The organism is Pseudomonadota bacterium, from assembly GCA_039196715.1.
Taxonomy (GTDB): Bacteria; Pseudomonadota; Gammaproteobacteria; order CALCKW01; family CALCKW01; genus CALCKW01.
The window spans coordinates 1-16,096 of the sequence record JBCCUP010000092.1; the positions used below are offsets into that span (position 1 = coordinate 1).

Annotated in this window: 16 protein-coding genes and 1 pseudogene; 8 read left to right on the forward strand and 9 right to left on the reverse strand. The window is 67.2% G+C overall.

What is annotated here, in order from left to right:
* Positions 1-171: 171 nt before the first annotated feature.
* Positions 172-1,272, reverse strand: coding sequence for a glycine cleavage T C-terminal barrel domain-containing protein (locus AAGA11_20350; protein MEM9605225.1), 1,101 nt, complete (start codon positions 1,270-1,272; stop codon positions 172-174).
* A 148-nt stretch (positions 1,273-1,420) separates the two neighbouring features.
* Between AAGA11_20350 and AAGA11_20355 the strand changes: the two are divergent.
* Positions 1,421-1,537: pseudogene (locus tag AAGA11_20355) on the forward strand (LysR family transcriptional regulator).
* 4 nt (positions 1,538-1,541) lie between these two features.
* On the opposite strand, the gene AAGA11_20360 reads toward AAGA11_20355, so the two are convergent.
* The 3 genes from AAGA11_20360 to AAGA11_20370 form a co-directional block, all read right to left on the reverse strand.
* Complete coding sequence (locus tag AAGA11_20360; GenBank protein MEM9605226.1) at positions 1,542-2,156, reverse strand: RDD family protein; 615 nt, start codon at positions 2,154-2,156, stop codon at positions 1,542-1,544.
* 134 nt (positions 2,157-2,290) lie between these two features.
* Positions 2,291-3,079: a 3-methyl-2-oxobutanoate hydroxymethyltransferase gene (locus tag AAGA11_20365; GenBank protein ID MEM9605227.1), complete on the reverse strand. Its 789-nt coding sequence runs from the start codon at positions 3,077-3,079 to the stop codon at positions 2,291-2,293.
* Between the two features lie 87 nt (positions 3,080-3,166).
* The gene (locus tag AAGA11_20370; protein MEM9605228.1) at positions 3,167-4,129 is read right to left on the reverse strand and encodes an N-acyl homoserine lactonase family protein; all 963 of its coding nucleotides are present in this window, start codon (positions 4,127-4,129) and stop codon (positions 3,167-3,169) included.
* Between the two features lie 236 nt (positions 4,130-4,365).
* Between AAGA11_20370 and AAGA11_20375 the strand changes: the two genes are divergently transcribed.
* Positions 4,366-5,040, forward strand: a complete 675-nt coding sequence (locus AAGA11_20375; GenBank protein ID MEM9605229.1) for an SDR family NAD(P)-dependent oxidoreductase — start codon at positions 4,366-4,368, stop codon at positions 5,038-5,040.
* Positions 5,040-6,125: an FAD-dependent oxidoreductase gene (locus tag AAGA11_20380; GenBank protein MEM9605230.1), complete on the forward strand. Its 1,086-nt coding sequence runs from the start codon at positions 5,040-5,042 to the stop codon at positions 6,123-6,125. Before AAGA11_20375 ends, AAGA11_20380 begins: the two co-directional genes overlap by 1 nt.
* A 3-nt stretch (positions 6,126-6,128) precedes the next feature.
* Here AAGA11_20380 and AAGA11_20385 read toward each other — a convergent pair whose 3' ends face one another.
* Genes AAGA11_20385 through AAGA11_20395 form a run of 3 tightly spaced genes read right to left on the reverse strand, consistent with a single transcriptional unit; the run spans position 6,129 to position 9,103 of the window.
* Positions 6,129-7,007, reverse strand: a complete 879-nt coding sequence (locus AAGA11_20385; protein ID MEM9605231.1) for a DUF1289 domain-containing protein — start codon at positions 7,005-7,007, stop codon at positions 6,129-6,131.
* Entirely contained in the window at positions 7,004-7,801 is a 798-nt protein-coding gene (locus AAGA11_20390) for a cobalamin-binding protein (protein ID MEM9605232.1), read from the reverse strand. Before AAGA11_20390 ends, AAGA11_20385 begins: the two co-directional genes overlap by 4 nt.
* 24 nt (positions 7,802-7,825) lie before the next feature.
* Positions 7,826-9,103, reverse strand: coding sequence for an L-fuconate dehydratase (locus AAGA11_20395; protein MEM9605233.1), 1,278 nt, complete (start codon positions 9,101-9,103; stop codon positions 7,826-7,828).
* A gap of 267 nt (positions 9,104-9,370) precedes the next feature.
* On the opposite strand from AAGA11_20395, the gene AAGA11_20400 reads away from it, so the two are divergent.
* Genes AAGA11_20400 through AAGA11_20420 form a run of 5 tightly spaced genes read left to right on the forward strand, consistent with a single transcriptional unit; the run spans position 9,371 to position 14,188 of the window.
* Positions 9,371-10,201: an aldolase gene (locus AAGA11_20400; protein ID MEM9605234.1), complete on the forward strand. Its 831-nt coding sequence runs from the start codon at positions 9,371-9,373 to the stop codon at positions 10,199-10,201.
* Positions 10,198-11,343: a Gfo/Idh/MocA family oxidoreductase gene (locus AAGA11_20405; GenBank protein MEM9605235.1), complete on the forward strand. Its 1,146-nt coding sequence runs from the start codon at positions 10,198-10,200 to the stop codon at positions 11,341-11,343. Before AAGA11_20400 ends, AAGA11_20405 begins: the two co-directional genes overlap by 4 nt.
* Complete coding sequence (locus tag AAGA11_20410) at positions 11,340-12,332, forward strand: carbohydrate kinase family protein (GenBank protein MEM9605236.1); 993 nt, start codon at positions 11,340-11,342, stop codon at positions 12,330-12,332. The genes AAGA11_20405 and AAGA11_20410 overlap by 4 nt, the downstream gene beginning before the upstream one ends.
* 39 nt (positions 12,333-12,371) lie before the next feature.
* The gene (locus AAGA11_20415) at positions 12,372-13,355 is read left to right on the forward strand and encodes an aldo/keto reductase (GenBank protein MEM9605237.1); all 984 of its coding nucleotides are present in this window, start codon (positions 12,372-12,374) and stop codon (positions 13,353-13,355) included.
* Complete coding sequence (locus tag AAGA11_20420; protein ID MEM9605238.1) at positions 13,352-14,188, forward strand: amidohydrolase family protein; 837 nt, start codon at positions 13,352-13,354, stop codon at positions 14,186-14,188. The genes AAGA11_20415 and AAGA11_20420 overlap by 4 nt, the downstream gene beginning before the upstream one ends.
* Positions 14,189-14,315: 127 nt before the next feature.
* Here the strand turns inward: AAGA11_20420 and AAGA11_20425 are convergent, their stop codons facing one another.
* Both AAGA11_20425 and AAGA11_20430 read right to left on the reverse strand, forming a co-directional pair.
* The gene (locus AAGA11_20425) at positions 14,316-15,311 is read right to left on the reverse strand and encodes an alcohol dehydrogenase catalytic domain-containing protein (protein ID MEM9605239.1); all 996 of its coding nucleotides are present in this window, start codon (positions 15,309-15,311) and stop codon (positions 14,316-14,318) included.
* A 19-nt stretch (positions 15,312-15,330) separates the two neighbouring features.
* Positions 15,331-15,984 (reverse strand): hypothetical protein, encoded by a 654-nt coding sequence (locus AAGA11_20430; GenBank protein MEM9605240.1) that lies wholly within the window; start codon positions 15,982-15,984, stop codon positions 15,331-15,333.
* Positions 15,985-16,096 lie beyond the last annotated feature (112 nt).

A 16,096-nucleotide genomic window follows, 5' to 3' on the forward strand; every position in this document is an offset into this window, starting at 1 on the left:
ACCGGCCGAAACGCGTTCCTTTGGTACGTTGCGCACCCGACCAGCTCGTTCGATACTGCAGGTTGTTCAAGTGCCACGCCCAAGAGGAACGTGGCTTGCGGTCTACGCAAGGTCAGCCCGGTACCGGCTCTTGCGTCTCACTGCGTCTCACTGCGTCTGTTTGACGGCGTTTCAGAACGGGATGTCAGTCACCCTGCCGGCAACTGAACTGGCACCCCGCTTCACCGAGACAGCGCCACCAACCTGCACATCTACCGATACCAGACCGTATCCAATCATCCGCTGCATGCGGTATGACCACGCCTTGTGGGTCATGTGGCCGACGACCTTGCCGTCTTTGACGATCTCGTCGCGGATGGATTGGTCTTCGTGTTCCTGACCGCCTTCGAGCACGATGCCGAGTTGGTGGCGTTTGACGCCTTCGGCTTTGATTCGTCTGAGCGCTTGGATGCCGATGACGTCGTCGCTGATGTCGAGGTCGACGAACGTGCCGAGGCGCACTTCGAAGGGGTTGGTGTGGTCGTCGGTGTCGGTGCCGTAATTCAAGAGGCCGCTCTCGGTGCGCTCGGCCGGGTTCGGGTAGCCCGGGCCGATGTCGAAGGGTTTGCCGGCCTCCTTGACGAGCTGCCAGAGCGTGTCGCCTTTCGAGCCGTCGAGCAGGTAGAGCTCGAAGCCGCCCTGCTTTGACCAGCCCGATCGCGCCACCTTCAGCGGGATGCCGTCGATTTCTGCGTCGCCGAACCAGAAGTACTTGAGATCCCGCACCCAGTCACCGCAGAGCGCAGCGACGACGTCTTCGGCTCTGGGGCCCTGTACGGCAAGTGGCGACACATCGGGTTCGGAGACGTCGACGTCGAGTCCACGCTCGCCCGCGACGCAGCGCGCCCAGAACCAGATGTCGGAGTTACCGATCGAGAGCCAATAGCAGTCGTCGGCGATCTTCAGCGCGATCGGGTCGTTGATCAGGGTGCCGCGGTGGTCGCAGACGGCGACGTATTTGCCCTGGTTGACGACCTGCTGTGACAGGTCGCGGGTGCAGAGGATCTGCGCCAGCGTGGCCGCGTCAGGACCCTTCAGCTGCACCTGGCGTTGCGCTGCGACATCCCACATGGACACGCCGTTGATCAGCCGCCAATACTCGGCTTCATGATCGCCGTAGCCCCGCGGAATCAGCATGTTGTTGTAGGTGAGCAACGTCTCAGCGCCTTCTGCCATCGTAGAGTGGTAGAAGGGCGATTTTCTGAGGCGTCCGGCAGAGACGATGTGGGCCATGGCGGGTGCTCCTGGTGGCGGGTTGTCGCGGTCGCATACCTTGGCCAAAGGCCGACACCTGACGAACGCTGGTGCACCGTACTCTACCGGCTGCGGGCCCTGTCACGAATTGACTGGATCTTGGGCGGGATTCAGTGAAGCGTACTTCATGGCCCACTCGCTTCCGTCCGTTCACGCGCTCCGCGCCTTTGAGGCCGTGGCGCGGCACCTCAGCGACACCGCTGTCGCGCGCGAGCTCAATGTAACGCCCGCTGCAGTGACGATTGCCCCTACGCGGGCATGCGCCTCTTGGCCCGCAAGGCGTCCTGGTACGGCACGCTGAAGTCACGGTGAATCACCACTGTGCCGGCAATGAAGTCGTGGATGGCGCGTTGTCGCGTGTTCAGCAACAGGACAACACACTCGATCACGATCCAGGCGTTCAGGGACACGGTGACCACGGTGTGCCACGGCGGCAAATGCGGCACGACATGCCGATTGCGCTCCAACCAACTGGCGGCGCTGTAGGCGGCCGTGTCGACCTGCAACAAGGCCACGATCTGGGCAATGGCGAGCAGCAAGGCAAACACCAGAAACGGGGAAGAGCGCAGCACCGCGTGCCGCCAGGTGATCCGCGCGCCGTCGGGTTGCGTGACCCGGATGTGCATGAGCCCCTTGCCGACGGTGGCACCAAAGCACGCGTGACACACCACCGCGTAGCCCGCGTACAACCCGCTCGCAACCACCGCCAGAACGATGGCGACACCGATGGACAGGCTCTCGAGGTAGTAGAACGCAACACTGAACGGCACCAACACCAGCGTGTCGATGATGCCGGCGCCGGCACGCCGGAAGACGCCGATGTACACGTGTCTGCCGTTCTTGTTCAGCGGTAGGAAGTCCATTTCACCGTGCCCTGTTCACTCGGCCTGACCGTGCCGGGTCACACGGTGTCGGATTTGTATTACATCAGATCTGCATTGAATCGGTCTTGACGGGTGGCAGCCCGTGGTGGGCTCTGACGCTCGGTCCATCACCGTCACGGGTGCGGGGCACCCCACACGGCGCCGAGCTCGTCCTCGGCCATCTCCACGACGTGCTGGTCCTCCGGAAAGGTACCGCCCGCAACGTCGGCGATGTACTCCCGGTAGGCCGAGACGCGTTCACGCTGCAGGCGGTCGCGTTCGGCGGCGAAATTGCGGTAGGTCTTGGCGTGGCGCGGGATGTGGCCGCGGTTTTCACCGAGGATGTCGGCCGAGAAGAGGTATTGCGCATCGCACCCACCGCCCGAGCCGAGCGAAATGGTCAGCAGCGACGTGCGTTTGCTCATTTCGGTGGCGAGGTTGGCTGCGACCACTTCGAGCTCCACGGCAAAGGCACCGGCTTGCTCGAAGTCCCGCACCTGTCGCCAGACGGCCTTGGCTTGCGCGAGGGTGCGACCCACCGCGCGGTAGCCGCCGGTCCAGGTGGCCTTGGGCGGGACGAGGCCCACGTGGCAGATCACCGGCACGCCTTCGCGCGCCAGCACCTCGACCACCGCCGGGCTCATGCCACAGTAGATCGACTGGGCACCGGCTTGCATCGCGGCCATGGCGTCGCGCAGCGCTTCGGTGGCGTCGGCGTGTTTGCCCCAGGGCAAGCCAAACTGGAAATGGGTGTTGGGCACGGCCTTGGCAAAGTGCGACCGCTCGGTCAGAAAAGCCGTGCCGATCATGTCCATGCCCGCTTCGGACGCCGCGATGGCTTCTTCTTCGCGCGCAACTTGCACATAGGCCAGTTGGCGCACACCTTTGGCGTCGAGCAGGTCTTTGACGGTGAGGCTGGGCATGGCTTCGCTCCGGGCGCTACCTCGGCACGAGGCCGCTACCGTGGAAGCCTACCGCGTTCACCGTCGCGGTAACTAGCCGGAATGGATCTAGAGGGAGCGCAACCGCGCCGCGTTGTCCGGGTCGTGCGTCGGCAGCATCACGGTGTTGAAGTCCTCGAACTGGGTCTTCAACGTTGCCGCACTCGCTTCGGTGTCGGGCACGGATTCAACGATGCCGGCGGTCTCGCCGGTCAGGATCTGGTCGAGGGTGAACGCCGCATCGCCGACGAGGCACACGTTGACGCCGTCGTCCTGCAGCAACACCGATTGGTGGCCGTTGGCGTGGCCGGGGGTGGGCACGACAGTGATCGCGCCATCCTGCGTGACGGCGTGGCTGCGACGGAAAGCACCAATGGCGTTGTCGGTGTGTTTGACGGGCTGTAGCGTCGCCGACGCGGGGATGCGGCACATGAGCGCACCGTTGTGCCCGCCGATGGCCGCTTCGCCGACAAGGAAGGTGGCTTGCGGGAAGTGCCGCATGCCGCCCATGTGGTCGGAGTGCAGGTGCGTCATCACCACGGTGTCGACGTTGCCCGGTGACAACCCGGCGCGGCGCATCTGCGGGCCGATCTCGTCTTCGCCACTGAGCGCAAAGCGGAGGTTGCGGCGGTAGATCAGACCGGTCATGGCGTCGCAGGCGGCGTAGTCGGGGTCGAGGATACGCGCCGTCTCACCGGTATCGACCACAAAGAGCCCCTGCGGGTGTTCAATCACGAACGCGGTCACCGGCAGCCACTCGGTCCAGGTGCGGCTCAGGAAGATCCGCGGAAAGCGCAGGCTCGACGGGCCTGCATAGGCGCGGTGCGGTTCCTTCACCGCGACCCAGCCGGTTTGGAACATGTGCAGGCGCAGGCGCCGCCCGATGCGCACGCTGACCGGGCCGGGGGACGCCACCGCACCGGCCCCCGCGTCGTCCGCGAGCGGTGCCGTGCTTGCGCACCCGCCAAGGGTGGCGGCCACGCCGAGGGTGGAGAGCGTCAGGACGCGGCGTCGGCTCAGGGGCTTGGTCATCGGTTCGGCTCCAACGGCACAGGCGGTGCGAGCCCACTCGACGCGCCGTACGTGTGTCTGCGTCAGGCATAGACCACCGGGAGACACCAAACGATCCGTGCGGCGGCTGTGAAACTTATCTCACAGCCTTTTGACTATCTACTGATAGATAGCTATACTGCCGGTTGGTGGGTTGCAGCGCCATGCGGTGCGGTGCGCAGCCCGAATGCAAACGCAACGCACAGAGATCGCGCACCATGTCTGCACCCCTCGCACTCGTCGCGGGCGCCGGGCCCGGCCTTGGCCAGGCACTGGTCGCGCATTGTTTGGCCAACGGCTACACCGCGGTCGGGTTGAACCGCTCGGTGCCCGACGGTGCCGACGACACGCTGGCGGTCGACCTCACGGACAGCGCCGACACCGCGCAGTTGGTGGCCGCGCTGACCGAGACCCACGGCGCGCCCGCGCTGGTGGTGCACAACCCCGCACAGCTCGTGATCGCCGATTTCGAGCAGACGTCCGCTGCGGACTTCGAAGCCACGTGGCGCACGATGGTGCTCTCGGCCGTGCACCTCGCGCACGCGGTGTTGCCGTCGATGGTCGCGGCCGGCAGCGGCACGGTCATCGTGTCAGGCGCGACAGCGAGCCTGCGCGGCGGTGCCCGATTCGCAGCCTTCGCCTCGGCCAAGGCGGGGCTGCGCGGGCTGACCCAATCGCTCGCACGCGAGTACGGCCCGAAAGGCGTGCACATAGCCCACGTGATCCTCGACGGTATCATCGACACCCCGGCGAGCCGTGCGCTGCACAACCTCGACCCGGACCGCATGATGCGTCCGGTCGACATCGCCAACACCTACCTCGCGCTCGCAGCCCAACCACCGTCCACCTGGACACACGAACTCGACCTCCGGCCGCGCGGCGAGACCTTCTGATGGACACTGACGTCCTCGTCGTCGGCGGCGGGTTGTCGGGCCTCGCGTTGGCCGACCGCCTTGCGCAGCAGGGAACCGACTTCCTGCTGGTCGACACCCAGGACCGGCTCGGTGGGCGCATTGCCACACTCGAGGTCGACGGCGCGGCCTTTGACCTCGGACCGACCTGGTTCTGGCCCGGGCAACCGCGCCTTGCCGCGCAGGCCGAGCGCTTCGGGATACCGGTGTTCGAACAGTACGCGGCCGGCGACCTGATGTACCAAGACCAAACCGGCGCCGTGCAGCGCGGGCGCGGCTACGCCAGCATGGCCGGCTCGTACCGCCTGGCCGGTGGCGTTGGCGCGTTGATTGACGCGCTGGCCGGCACACTCGACAGCGCGCGCGTGATGACCCACACCGCGCTGGTGTCGGTTCAGACCCAGCCTGGCGCCCTCACGGCTACGCTGACGCAGTCCGGCGCGCCGCGCACGGTGACCGCCCGACAGATCGTGCTGGCGGTGCCACCGCGGGTGGTCGCCGACACGGTGCGCTTCGAACCTGCGCTGACAGACGAACAGCTGCAGGCGCTGGCAGCGGTGCCCACCTGGATGGCGGGGCAAGCCAAGGTGGTTGCCGTGTACGATGCGCCGCACTGGCGCGATGCGGGCCTCTCAGGCGATGCGATGAGCCACCGCGGCCCGCTCGTCGAGATCCACGATGCATCCCCCATGGCCGGCGGGCCCTTCGCCCTCTTCGGGTTTGTCGGAGTACCGGCCGACGCGCGGGCCGCGCACCGAGAGGAACTGTTGCAGCTGACGCGCGCGCAACTCGTCGCGCTGTTCGGCCCCGAGCTCGGCGAACCGCGCGAACTTGTCTTGCAAGACTGGGCCACCCGGCCCGACATCGCGACGCCGCTCGACCGCACCACGGTCCGACAGCACCCGCGCTACGGCCTGCCAACCCCGCTCTCTGCGCTGGCGACCCAGGGCATCCACTTCGGCTCGACCGAAACCGCACACGACTTTGGCGGTTTTCTGGAGGGAGCGTTGGAGGCAGCCGAGGCCGTCGCAGCGCAACTGGCGCGCGCCGCACACGCGCGCGCCTGAGCGCTATCTCGGCGGGTAGAAGATCGCACCGGGCAAGTAGCTGCCCGGCAGGTCCATCCCGATCGGCGTGTCACGCTCGGTCGCGAGGTGATCAGGCAGCAGGTGGGTGTGCGGCCCGAGGGGCGAACGTGCGTCGGGTGGCGGGATCCGTCCGTGTGCTTCGATGCGGCCGAGCGCGCTTTCGACCACCCGCGGGGGGCTCTCCGCGACAAGCGCAGCGCCGATGTGCGGCAGCGCACGGGAGAACGGCTGGCCAAGCGCGCCCTGCAAGGCGGTGAGCGCACCGCCCTCGCACACCCGCACACAGAATCGGCTGGCAGCACGCCCAAGCCCCAGGTCGAACAGGTGGCCTGCGGCGTTGGCCTCGAGCGCGTCGCGGTCAACGCCGAGGTTGCACACGCTGTCGGCCACCGGCGGGTGCCCACGCTCGCGCTTGACCGCCAACACGATGCGCGACGCATCGCCCGCCGCTGGCGGGTCGAAGGTGAGTGCGCGGACGTCGTCGTTGACGCTCATCCTGAGCGCGCCGTTTCGGGTACACGCCGAGATGGTGTCCCCGTCGCACCGCACCTCGTGCTGCCACCCCGACGGTACCGCGTACTCGGCCACCGCGCCGACCACGCCCATCACCCAAGTGCCCCGCCCTGGCTGCAGCGTGTCGAGGACAAACTGGCGGAGCTCGTCCGTTGTCCACGGCAGCCGACGGCATCGCACACCCAGCGTCGACAAGCGCGTGGGGATCTGCGCCCACACGCCGTCACGCCACGCTGACGACTGGCCGTTCCACGCGGCAATGTCATCACCGCTGCGACCACAACCGAGGCACCAGCCGGTGTTTTGGTCAAGCTTGCAAATTCCCGTACACGGGCTGGCTACGGTCATGTCGAAGCCTCTGAGTAGAGCGTGAACGCTGTGAGGATGGCATCCAATCCGTCGGTCAAGGCGGCGGGGCCCGGCTGCAGGATCAGTGGGGATTTGATCTCGACGATCCGGCCTGTTTGCACGGCGGGGATGGCATCCCAACCCGGGCGGGCTGCAATTTTCTCGGGGCGCACCTTCTTGCCACACCAGGAGGCGAGGATCAGGTCGGGCGCTGCGGCGACGACCGCCTCGGACGAGACGATGCGGTTCACCGCGAGGGGTTCGCGCGCCTGCTGCGGGAACACGTCGGTGCCGCCGGCCACCTCCACCAGCTCGCTGACCCAGTGGATACCCGAGATCAGGGGGTCGTCCCACTCCTCGAAATACACGCGCGGACGCACGCCGGTGGTGGCCTGTGACGCGACCTCGTCGAGGCGGCGTTGGTACTGGTCCGCGAGCACGTTGGCCTTCGCACCCGCACCGACGGTGGCGCCGAGATGCCGGATCATCGCGAGGATGCCGGCGACATCACGGTGGTTGTAGGCCATCACCGCGATGCCGTTGCGGATCAGCTCGGCGGCGATGTCAGCCTGCAGGTCGGAAAAGGTCAGGACGAGGTCGGGCTCGAGGGCGAGGATCTTCGGGATGTCTGCCGAGGTGAACGCCGAGACACGCGGCTTCTCGCGTCGCACGCCCTTCGGTCGCACGGCAAAGCCCGACACGCCGACGATGCGGTCCGATTCGCCGAGCAGGTAGAGGGTTTCGACCGTCTCCTCGGTCAGGCAGACGATGCGTTCAGGCGGAAACCGGTTCACGGGTCGAACTCGCGTTTCGTCGGCTCAACCGCCGTCGAAGGTGTAGGCCGCAATGCTGGCCGGCTTCATTTCGATCGAGAAGCCCGGTCGTGACGGAGCCGTATAGGCGCCGTCCCGCACGTCGCAGGGGTCGACGAAGTGCTCGTGCAGGTGGTCGACATACTCGATGCGGCGGTTGTCCTTCTCGCCGCAGATCGCGACGTAGTCGATCATCGACATGTGCTGCACGTACTCGCAGAGACCCACCCCGCCCGCGTGCGGCCAGACCGGCAGCCCGTGTTTGGCCGCCATCAACATCACGGCCAGCACCTCGTTCAAGCCGCCCATGCGGCAGCTGTCGATCTGTACGATGTCAATCGCACCCGCGGTGATGAACTGCTTGAAGAGGATGCGGTTCTGGCACATCTCACCGGTGGCGACCTTGGTTGGTGCAATCGCTCGTCGAATCGCGCGGTGGCCGAGCACATCGTCCGGGCTGGTGGGCTCCTCGATGAAAAACGGCTTGGCAAACTGCAACGCGCTGAGCCACTCGATCGCCTGATCCACCTCCCAGACCTGGTTGGCGTCGATCATGATCGTCATGTCGTCACCGAGCTCCTCGCGCGCAATACGCAAGCGACGAATGTCGTCCTCGAGATCGCGCCCGACCTTGAACTTGGCGTGCGTAAAGCCAGCGTCGCGGGTCTCGCGGCAGAGCCGCCGCAATTTGTCGTCGGGGTAGCCCAGCCACCCCGCCGACGTGGTGTAGCAGGGGTATCCCTCACGTTCGAGCGAGGCGATGCGGTCGGCTTTGAACGGCGCCTGCTCGTGCAACAGCGCACGTGCCTCCTGCGGTGTGAGTGCATCGGTGATGTACCGGAAATCAATCAGGCGCACGACGTCTTCCGGGCTCATTTCGGCGACCAGTCGCCACACCGGTTTGCCAACGTCCTTGGCCCAGAGGTCCCACACGGCGTTGATCACAGCACCGGCCGCCATGTGGATGGCACCCTTGTCCGGCCCGATCCAACGCAGCTGACTGTCGCCTGTGATGTGTCGCCAGAACCGGCCCATGTCCTCGGTGATCCAGCCGAGGTCCCGCCCGACCACCAGGGCAGCCAACGCTTCGAGCGCCGCAACACAGACTTCGTTGCCCCGCCCGATGGTGAAGGTCAGTCCGTGGCCGCGGTGCGGGCCGTCCGTCTGCAACACGATGTAGGCCGCCGAGTAGTCGGGGTCCGGGTTCATCGCGTCGGAGCCGTCGAGGTTATCGGAGGTCGGAAACCGCAGGTCGTGCGTGTGGTAGGCCGTGATCGTGGTCATTGAAACACCCTGTCAGTCCGAAATCCGTGTCGCTGCTGCCGTGGGCGGTCCGCACCGCCGAAATCCGCCGACGCGCTCACCGCGGCCCGCGGTACAGCGCCCGAGAAACGCACCATAGAGCGTGTGAGCCGTGGAGAAAACACGCGCGGTGCAATTGAATAGAAAAGCGGCGGCGAAATGGTATCGTGGCCACAGAACCACACGGATACCGGGAGGCCGTACGGTCGGGTGATCGGCGCGGCGCCCTCGACGGAGGCACAGCACGCCATGAAACGCGCTCGCATGAACCGCTTGTTCGGCACGTCCGGCCACTGCTTTGACGTCGCCATCGACCACGGCATGTTCAACGAGCCGGGCTTCCTCGGCGGCATCGAGGACATGCACTCCGCGATCCGTGTGGTCGCCGACGCACAACCCGACGCGATTCAGCTGACCCCGGGCACCGCACCGATCCTGCAGGCTATGCCGGGGCGCGACCGCCCTGCCCTCGTGTTGCGCACCGACATCGCCAACGTCTACGGCAACCCGCTGCCGCGCAGCCTCTTTTCCGAGGTGATCGATGGCGCGGTCGAGCAAGGTGTGATGCTCGACGCGGCCTGCGTGGTGGTGAACCTGCTGCTGCTGCCAGACCAACCCGCGCTGCACCGCGACTGCATCGCCAACATCAACCGCCTGAAGCGCGCTTGCGACACCTGTGGCATGCCGTTGATGGTCGAGCCGCTGGTGATGCAGGACAACGTCAGCGCCGGCGGCGGCTACATGGTGGACGGCGACCTCGACAAGATTCTCGCGCTGGTGCGCCAGGCGGTGGAGCTCGGCGCCGACATCATCAAGGCCGACCCCTGCGACACCGTCGCCGAGTACCACCGCGTGATCGAGGTCGCCCAGGGCGTGCCGGTGCTGGTGCGCGGCGGTGGCAAGGTGTCGGATGACGTCATTCTCACGCGCACGGCCGAGCTCATGACGCAAGGTGCCAAGGGCATCGTCTATGGCCGCAATGTCATCCACCACGCCAACCCCGCGGGCATGACGCGCGCGCTGATGGCGGTGGTGCACGAGGGCGCGACGGTCGAAGCGGCCCTCGCGATGATCGCGTGACGCGAGTCGTCCGGTTCGGCGTGATCGGCTGCGGCCTGATGGGCCGCGAATTCGCGTCGTCCGCCGCGCGCTGGCTGCACCTGACCGACACCCGCGCACGCCCCGAGATCGTCGCGGTGTGCGACCTCGACCCCACCCTCACCGGCTGGTTCGCCGACCGAGTGCCAAGCGTGGCCCAGGTGACCACCGACTACCGCGAACTGCTCGCCAACGACGCCGTCGAGGCTGTCTACTGCGCGGTGCCGCACAATCTGCACGACACGCTCTACCCCGACATCCTCACGGCCGGTAAACACCTCCTCGGCGAGAAACCGTTCGGCATCGACGCCGCGGCCAACGCCACCATTCAGGCGGCGATCGACGCGCACCCCGCGCTGCTGGTGCGATGCAGTTCAGAAATGCCCTACTTTCCGGGCGCTCAGAAGCTGATCGACTTCGTGCGCGCGGGCGACCTTGGCGACATCCTCGAAGTCGAGGCTGCGTTCCTGCACGCCTCCGACCTCAACCCCGACAAGCCGATCAACTGGAAGCGCCGGGTCGAGATCAACGGCACCTACGGCTGCATGGGCGACCTCGGCATGCACGTGCTGCACATCCCGCTGCGGCTCGGCTGGCGGCCGGAGACGGTGTCGGCCTCGCTGGTGAACCGCTTCCCGACCCGGCCGGACGGCCAGGGCGGCACCGCGGCGTGCGAGACCTGGGACAACGCCACCGTCACCGGGCACGTCGCCGATGACGGCGGCGGGTTTCCACTGGTGCTGAAGACCTGGCGGGTCGCGCCGGGCCACTCGAATACCTGGCAGATCCGCGTGCTCGGCACGAAGAAGAGCGCCTACTTCTCTTCGCAATCGCCGCGGCAATGGCAATACCTTGCCTACGACGGCGGCGCGCAGGTGTGGCAAACCGAAGACCTCGGCTACCAGTCGCTGTTCCCCGCGATCACCGGCGGCATCTTCGAGTTCGGCTTTGCCGATGCGATCCAGCAGATGTGGGCAGCTTTCCTTGACGAGCTCGCCGGCGGCGACGCGCGGGGTTTTCCGTGTGTGACGCCGCGCGAAGCCGGCGACCACCACGCGATCCTGACAGCGGCGCTCGAAGCCGGCACGACCCACAGCGTGCAACCGGTCCGCTACCCCGCATGAGCAGCGAGCGGCGCGGCATCCTCTGTGCGGGCAACTGGATCGTCGACCTGGTGCACGACATCACGGACTGGCCGGACGAGAGCAACCTCGTGCGGATCGACAACCAGTCGCGCGGCATCGGCGGCGGTGCCGCAAACGTCATTGCAGCTCTGGCACGGCTTGAGACCGGGCTGCCGCTCTGGCCGATGGGGGCGATCGGCGACGACGAGCCGGGCCGGTTCATCCTCGAGCGCTGTGCCGACCTCGGCCTGCCGGTCGACGCGCTGCGGATCAAGGCGGGCGTGCCCACCGCGCACACCCACGTGATGTCGGTGCCCGGGCGCAGCCGCACCTTTTTCTACCAGGGCGGCGCCAACGACGCACTGGCCGACGCGGATTTCCCGACCGGCACCTTTGCCCGGACGCCCGCGCGCGTTTTCTACCTCGGCTACCTGTCCTTGCTTGGCGAGCTGGACCGCATCGACGCCAGCGGCATGTCGGGCGCGGCCCGCGTGCTGCAGCGCGCGCAACAGGCGGGCCTCACCACCTGCGTCGACCTGGTGTCGATTGTCCACCCCGCGTTCCGGGCCATCGTCGCGAGCGCGGCGCCGTTCATCGACCACCTGATCGTGAACGAGCTCGAGGCCGCACGCGCCACCGGCACCGAGGATGACACACTCACCGACACTGCCACGCTGCAGTCGATGGCAGGCCAGCTCGCCGCGCTTGGCATCGGGCGGTCTGTCGTCGTGCACTGTGCGTCAAGGGCCGTGTGGCAGGGCGCGGACGGCGCGCAGCACGTGGTCGAGATTCCACCGCTCGACCCGGCCGACATCGCGAGCACCCTTGGCGCCGGGGACGCGTTCTGCGCTGGCCTCATCTACGCCTTGCACGAAGGGGGTTCGGCCGAACGCGCCCTGACGCTCGCCGTGGCGACGGCGCGCGCGTCCTTGCGTGGCCACACCGCCACCGAGGCGATCCCGCCGCTGACCGCGCTGGAACTGCGTTAAGGTTGCGGGACCGCCAAGCCAGAAACCCGGGAGTCATGGATGGAACAACGACAGGTTGGCCGCACAGACCTCAGGATTGACACCCTCGGGCTCGGCTGCGCGCCGCTCGGCGGCAACTTCGTCGACCTCGACTACACACAGGCAGCCGAGCTGATTGAGGCGGCGCAGCGAGTGGGCATCAGCTACTTCGACACGGCGCCGTGGTACGGCTTCGGCCGCTCGGAGCGGGTCGTCGGCGACCTGCTGCGCGGCAGCGACTACCGCCTGTCCGACAAGGTGGGTCGCCTGCTGGTGCCGGGGCCGGTCGAGAACCCGGCGGATTTCGGCATGATCGACCCACTGCCCTTTCACGTCGTCTACGACTACAGCTACGACGGCGTCATGCGGGCCTTCGAGGACAACCTGCAGCGCCTGGGTCTCGACCGCATCGACATCCTGCTCGCGCACGACATCGGCACCTTCACCCACGGCGACGCCAACGTGCAGCACTTCCGCGACCTCGCCGAGGGCGGCTACCGCGCGATGGACGAGTTGCGCCGCGCCGGCAAGGTCAAAGCGATTGGCCTCGGCGTGAACGAAAACGCCGTGTGCCAGGACGCGCTCGGCGTCGGCGACTGGGACGTGTTTCTGCTCGCCGGCCGCTACACGCTGCTCGAGCAGACACCGCTCGACACGCTCTTTCCGGCCTGTGAAGCCGCGGGCACGACGATCATCTGCGGCGGCCCGTTCAACTCAGGCATCCTGGTCGGCCGCGAAATGTGGAACTACGACACCGCGCCGGCCGAGGTGGTCGACAAGGCCCGGCAGCTCGGTGCGGTCGCCGACGAATTCGCCGTGCCCTTGCCCGCCGCGGCCTTGCAGTTCCCGCTCGCCCACCCGATCGTGACGTCCGTCATCCCGGGCGCGCGCAACCGCGCGGAACTCGAGCAGATCCTGAGCTGGTTCGACACCCCGGTGCCTGCGGACTTCTGGGCCACGTTGATCGACCGCGGTCTCGTCGACGCGCGGGCAACAATGCCATGATCGACGCGCACCAGCACTTCTGGCACCCGGCACGCGGCGACTACGGCTGGATTCCCGAGGGCGACCCGATCCTCGACCGGCCCTACGGCCCAGCCGACCTCGCACCCGCGCTCGCCGACTGCGGCGTCGCACAGACCGTGCTGGTGCAGGCGGCGCCGTCGGTGGAAGAGACCGAGTACCTGCTTGGCATCGCCGACACCACGCCGAGCGTCGCCGGCGTGGTGGGCTGGGTGAGCTTCGAGGACCCAACGCACCGATCCCACCTCGAACGCCTGGCCTCGCACCCGAAGTTCCTCGGCGTGCGGCCGATGATCCAGGACATCGAGGATGTCGACTGGATGCTGCGCGACGACATCCAGTGGGCCTTCGAGGCCCTTGTCGACCTTGACCTCAGCTTTGACGCGCTCGGCCTGCCGCGGCACCTCGAGAACCTGCACACGCTGTTGATGCGCCACCGCGACCTGCGCGTGGTGCTGGACCACGCGATGAAACCCGATATCGTGAACGGCCCGGAACAGGCTTTCGGCGGCTGGGCTACCGCCATGACCCGCCTGGCCGACACGACCAACGCCGTCTGCAAGCTCTCGGGACTGATCACCGAAGACGGGACAGACTGGTCGGTGGAGCGCCTCCGACCCTACGTCGACCACGTGCTCGATGCGTTTGGCCCGTCACGCATGATGTGGGGCTCGGACTGGCCGGTGTGCCGGCTGCGCGGCGAGTACGGCGCCTGGTTTGCCGCGGCCCAGACCCTGACCGCACACCTCTCGCCCGAGGACCGTGTGGCGGTGTTCTCAGACACCGCGCGGCGGTTCTACCGGCTCACACGCTAGATGTTGTTTCACGGGCCAGATAATCGGCTGTAGACAGTGCGGGCGTCGTACGCCTAGCTGCGGTTCTCGCAAATCGTTCCACGCCGGCGCTGTTTTCGCTCGAATCTTCAACCCGTGACGACAGCACCTATTCGGCCCTCGGCACCACGATCGCACGCACTTCGCCGGGCAACGGGTCGGAGGCGATGGCGTCGGCGGCGTCGTCCAGGGAGATGGTACGGCTGACCAGCGGGTCGACCGCGATCTGCCCGTCCTCGATCATCTTCGCCGCGCGCTGGTGGGTGAAGGGGTTGAGGAAGCTGTAGTGCATCTGGATTTCGCGAAACAGCAGATCAAAAGGTTCGATCGACACCGTCTCGCCGCTCGGCAACACGCCCAGTATGACAACCCTGCCTCCGGTGCGCGTGAGCGTCGGCGCCAGCGTCACCGTGTCGGCAACACCGGCGCACTCAACCACCAGGTCGGCGCCGTCCGGCCACTGCGCCTTCACCGCGTCCGCGTTGCCCACCGCCACATCAGCGCCGAGCTCACGCCCGAGCTGTTGCTTGGCGTCGCTGCGCGTCAGCAACATCACCTCGCCACCCGCCCGTTTGGCGATCTGCAACGCGAGCAGGCCGATCACCCCACCACCGATAATCAACACGCGCTCACCGGGCTGGGTGGCGCCCATGTCCATGCCGTGCAGCGTGCAGGCCAGCGGTTCGCAAAACGCACCGTGCAACGGGTCGAGGTCGTTCGAGAGCACGACCGCCTTCGACGCCGGAAACGCGCAGAACTCGGCGAAACCGCCGTCGCGGTGGATGCCGGTGGCGACGTTGTTGACGCAGAGGTTGACCCGACCGCGCAGGCACTGGTCACAGTTGCCGCACCAGGTGTTCGGGTCGCAGGTGACGCGGGTGCCGAGTGCGAGGTCGGTGTCGCCGCTGTCGACGACCGTGCCGGAGAACTCGTGCCCGAGGGTTTTGCCCGGCACGGAGGGGAACTCGCCTCGGTAGAGGTGCCGGTCGGTGCCACAGATGCCGGCCGCTTCCACCCGAATCAGGATCTCGCCCGGACCGGGCGTCGGCGCGGGCACGTTGCGCGTCTGAATGTCGCCGGTCGCCAGTAACTGTGTTGCGCGCATACCTGCCTCCTCGATCACGTCAGGTTTGGCGGATCTGCTCGATGGTGTCCACCATCGCAGCGGTGTCCTCGGCCGCCAGGTGCCCGACCTGCATTGCGACTGTCCAGGTGTCGCCGCCAGCGAGCTCGACCACCCGCCCTTTGGCTTTCTCGACGGTGTAGCCCTCGACCCCCGAGGTCGCCGGAAAAGCGACACCGAGGCCGTCCTGGTCGGGGGTACGGCAGATCCAGCGCATGCACACCGGCGCGACGTCGGGGCGGTAACTGATGTAGTCAGCAACGCCATCGGGGTGTTTCTGCAGCGCGTGCGCGCGGCCGTCCGGGCCGGCCTTGAGGTCGATCTCGAACACGACCTCCGGGTCGAAGGCGAGCGCCGGGTCGAACACGTGGTGGGGCGTCGGGTCGGCCGCCAGCTGCGCGAGAAACGCGGCGTAGCCGGCCTGCGGTGTGATGTGCGACGGGATCGACTGACGCACCCGCACGGACGCGGCGTCGTAGGCCGCGGTGTAGTGCAGCTCGCCGTGGTCAACCGGGCGAAAATTGGCGTGGCCGAGGTACATGAGGTCCATGGGAGTGCGCTTGAGGTTCTCGACCGCAACCGTCGCATCGATGAGGGTGGCGCCCGCCGCGAGGCGGGTCGTGAGCGTCGCGCGGTAGTGGGTCGAGAACGCCAATTTTCGCCCGGTTGACCACGGCGAGCTGCACTACACCGCGGCCTACGACGCCGCGTCCGTGCGGGTGCGTCAGTCGATCCCGTCGCACATCACACCGCAGGCCGGCTACGCC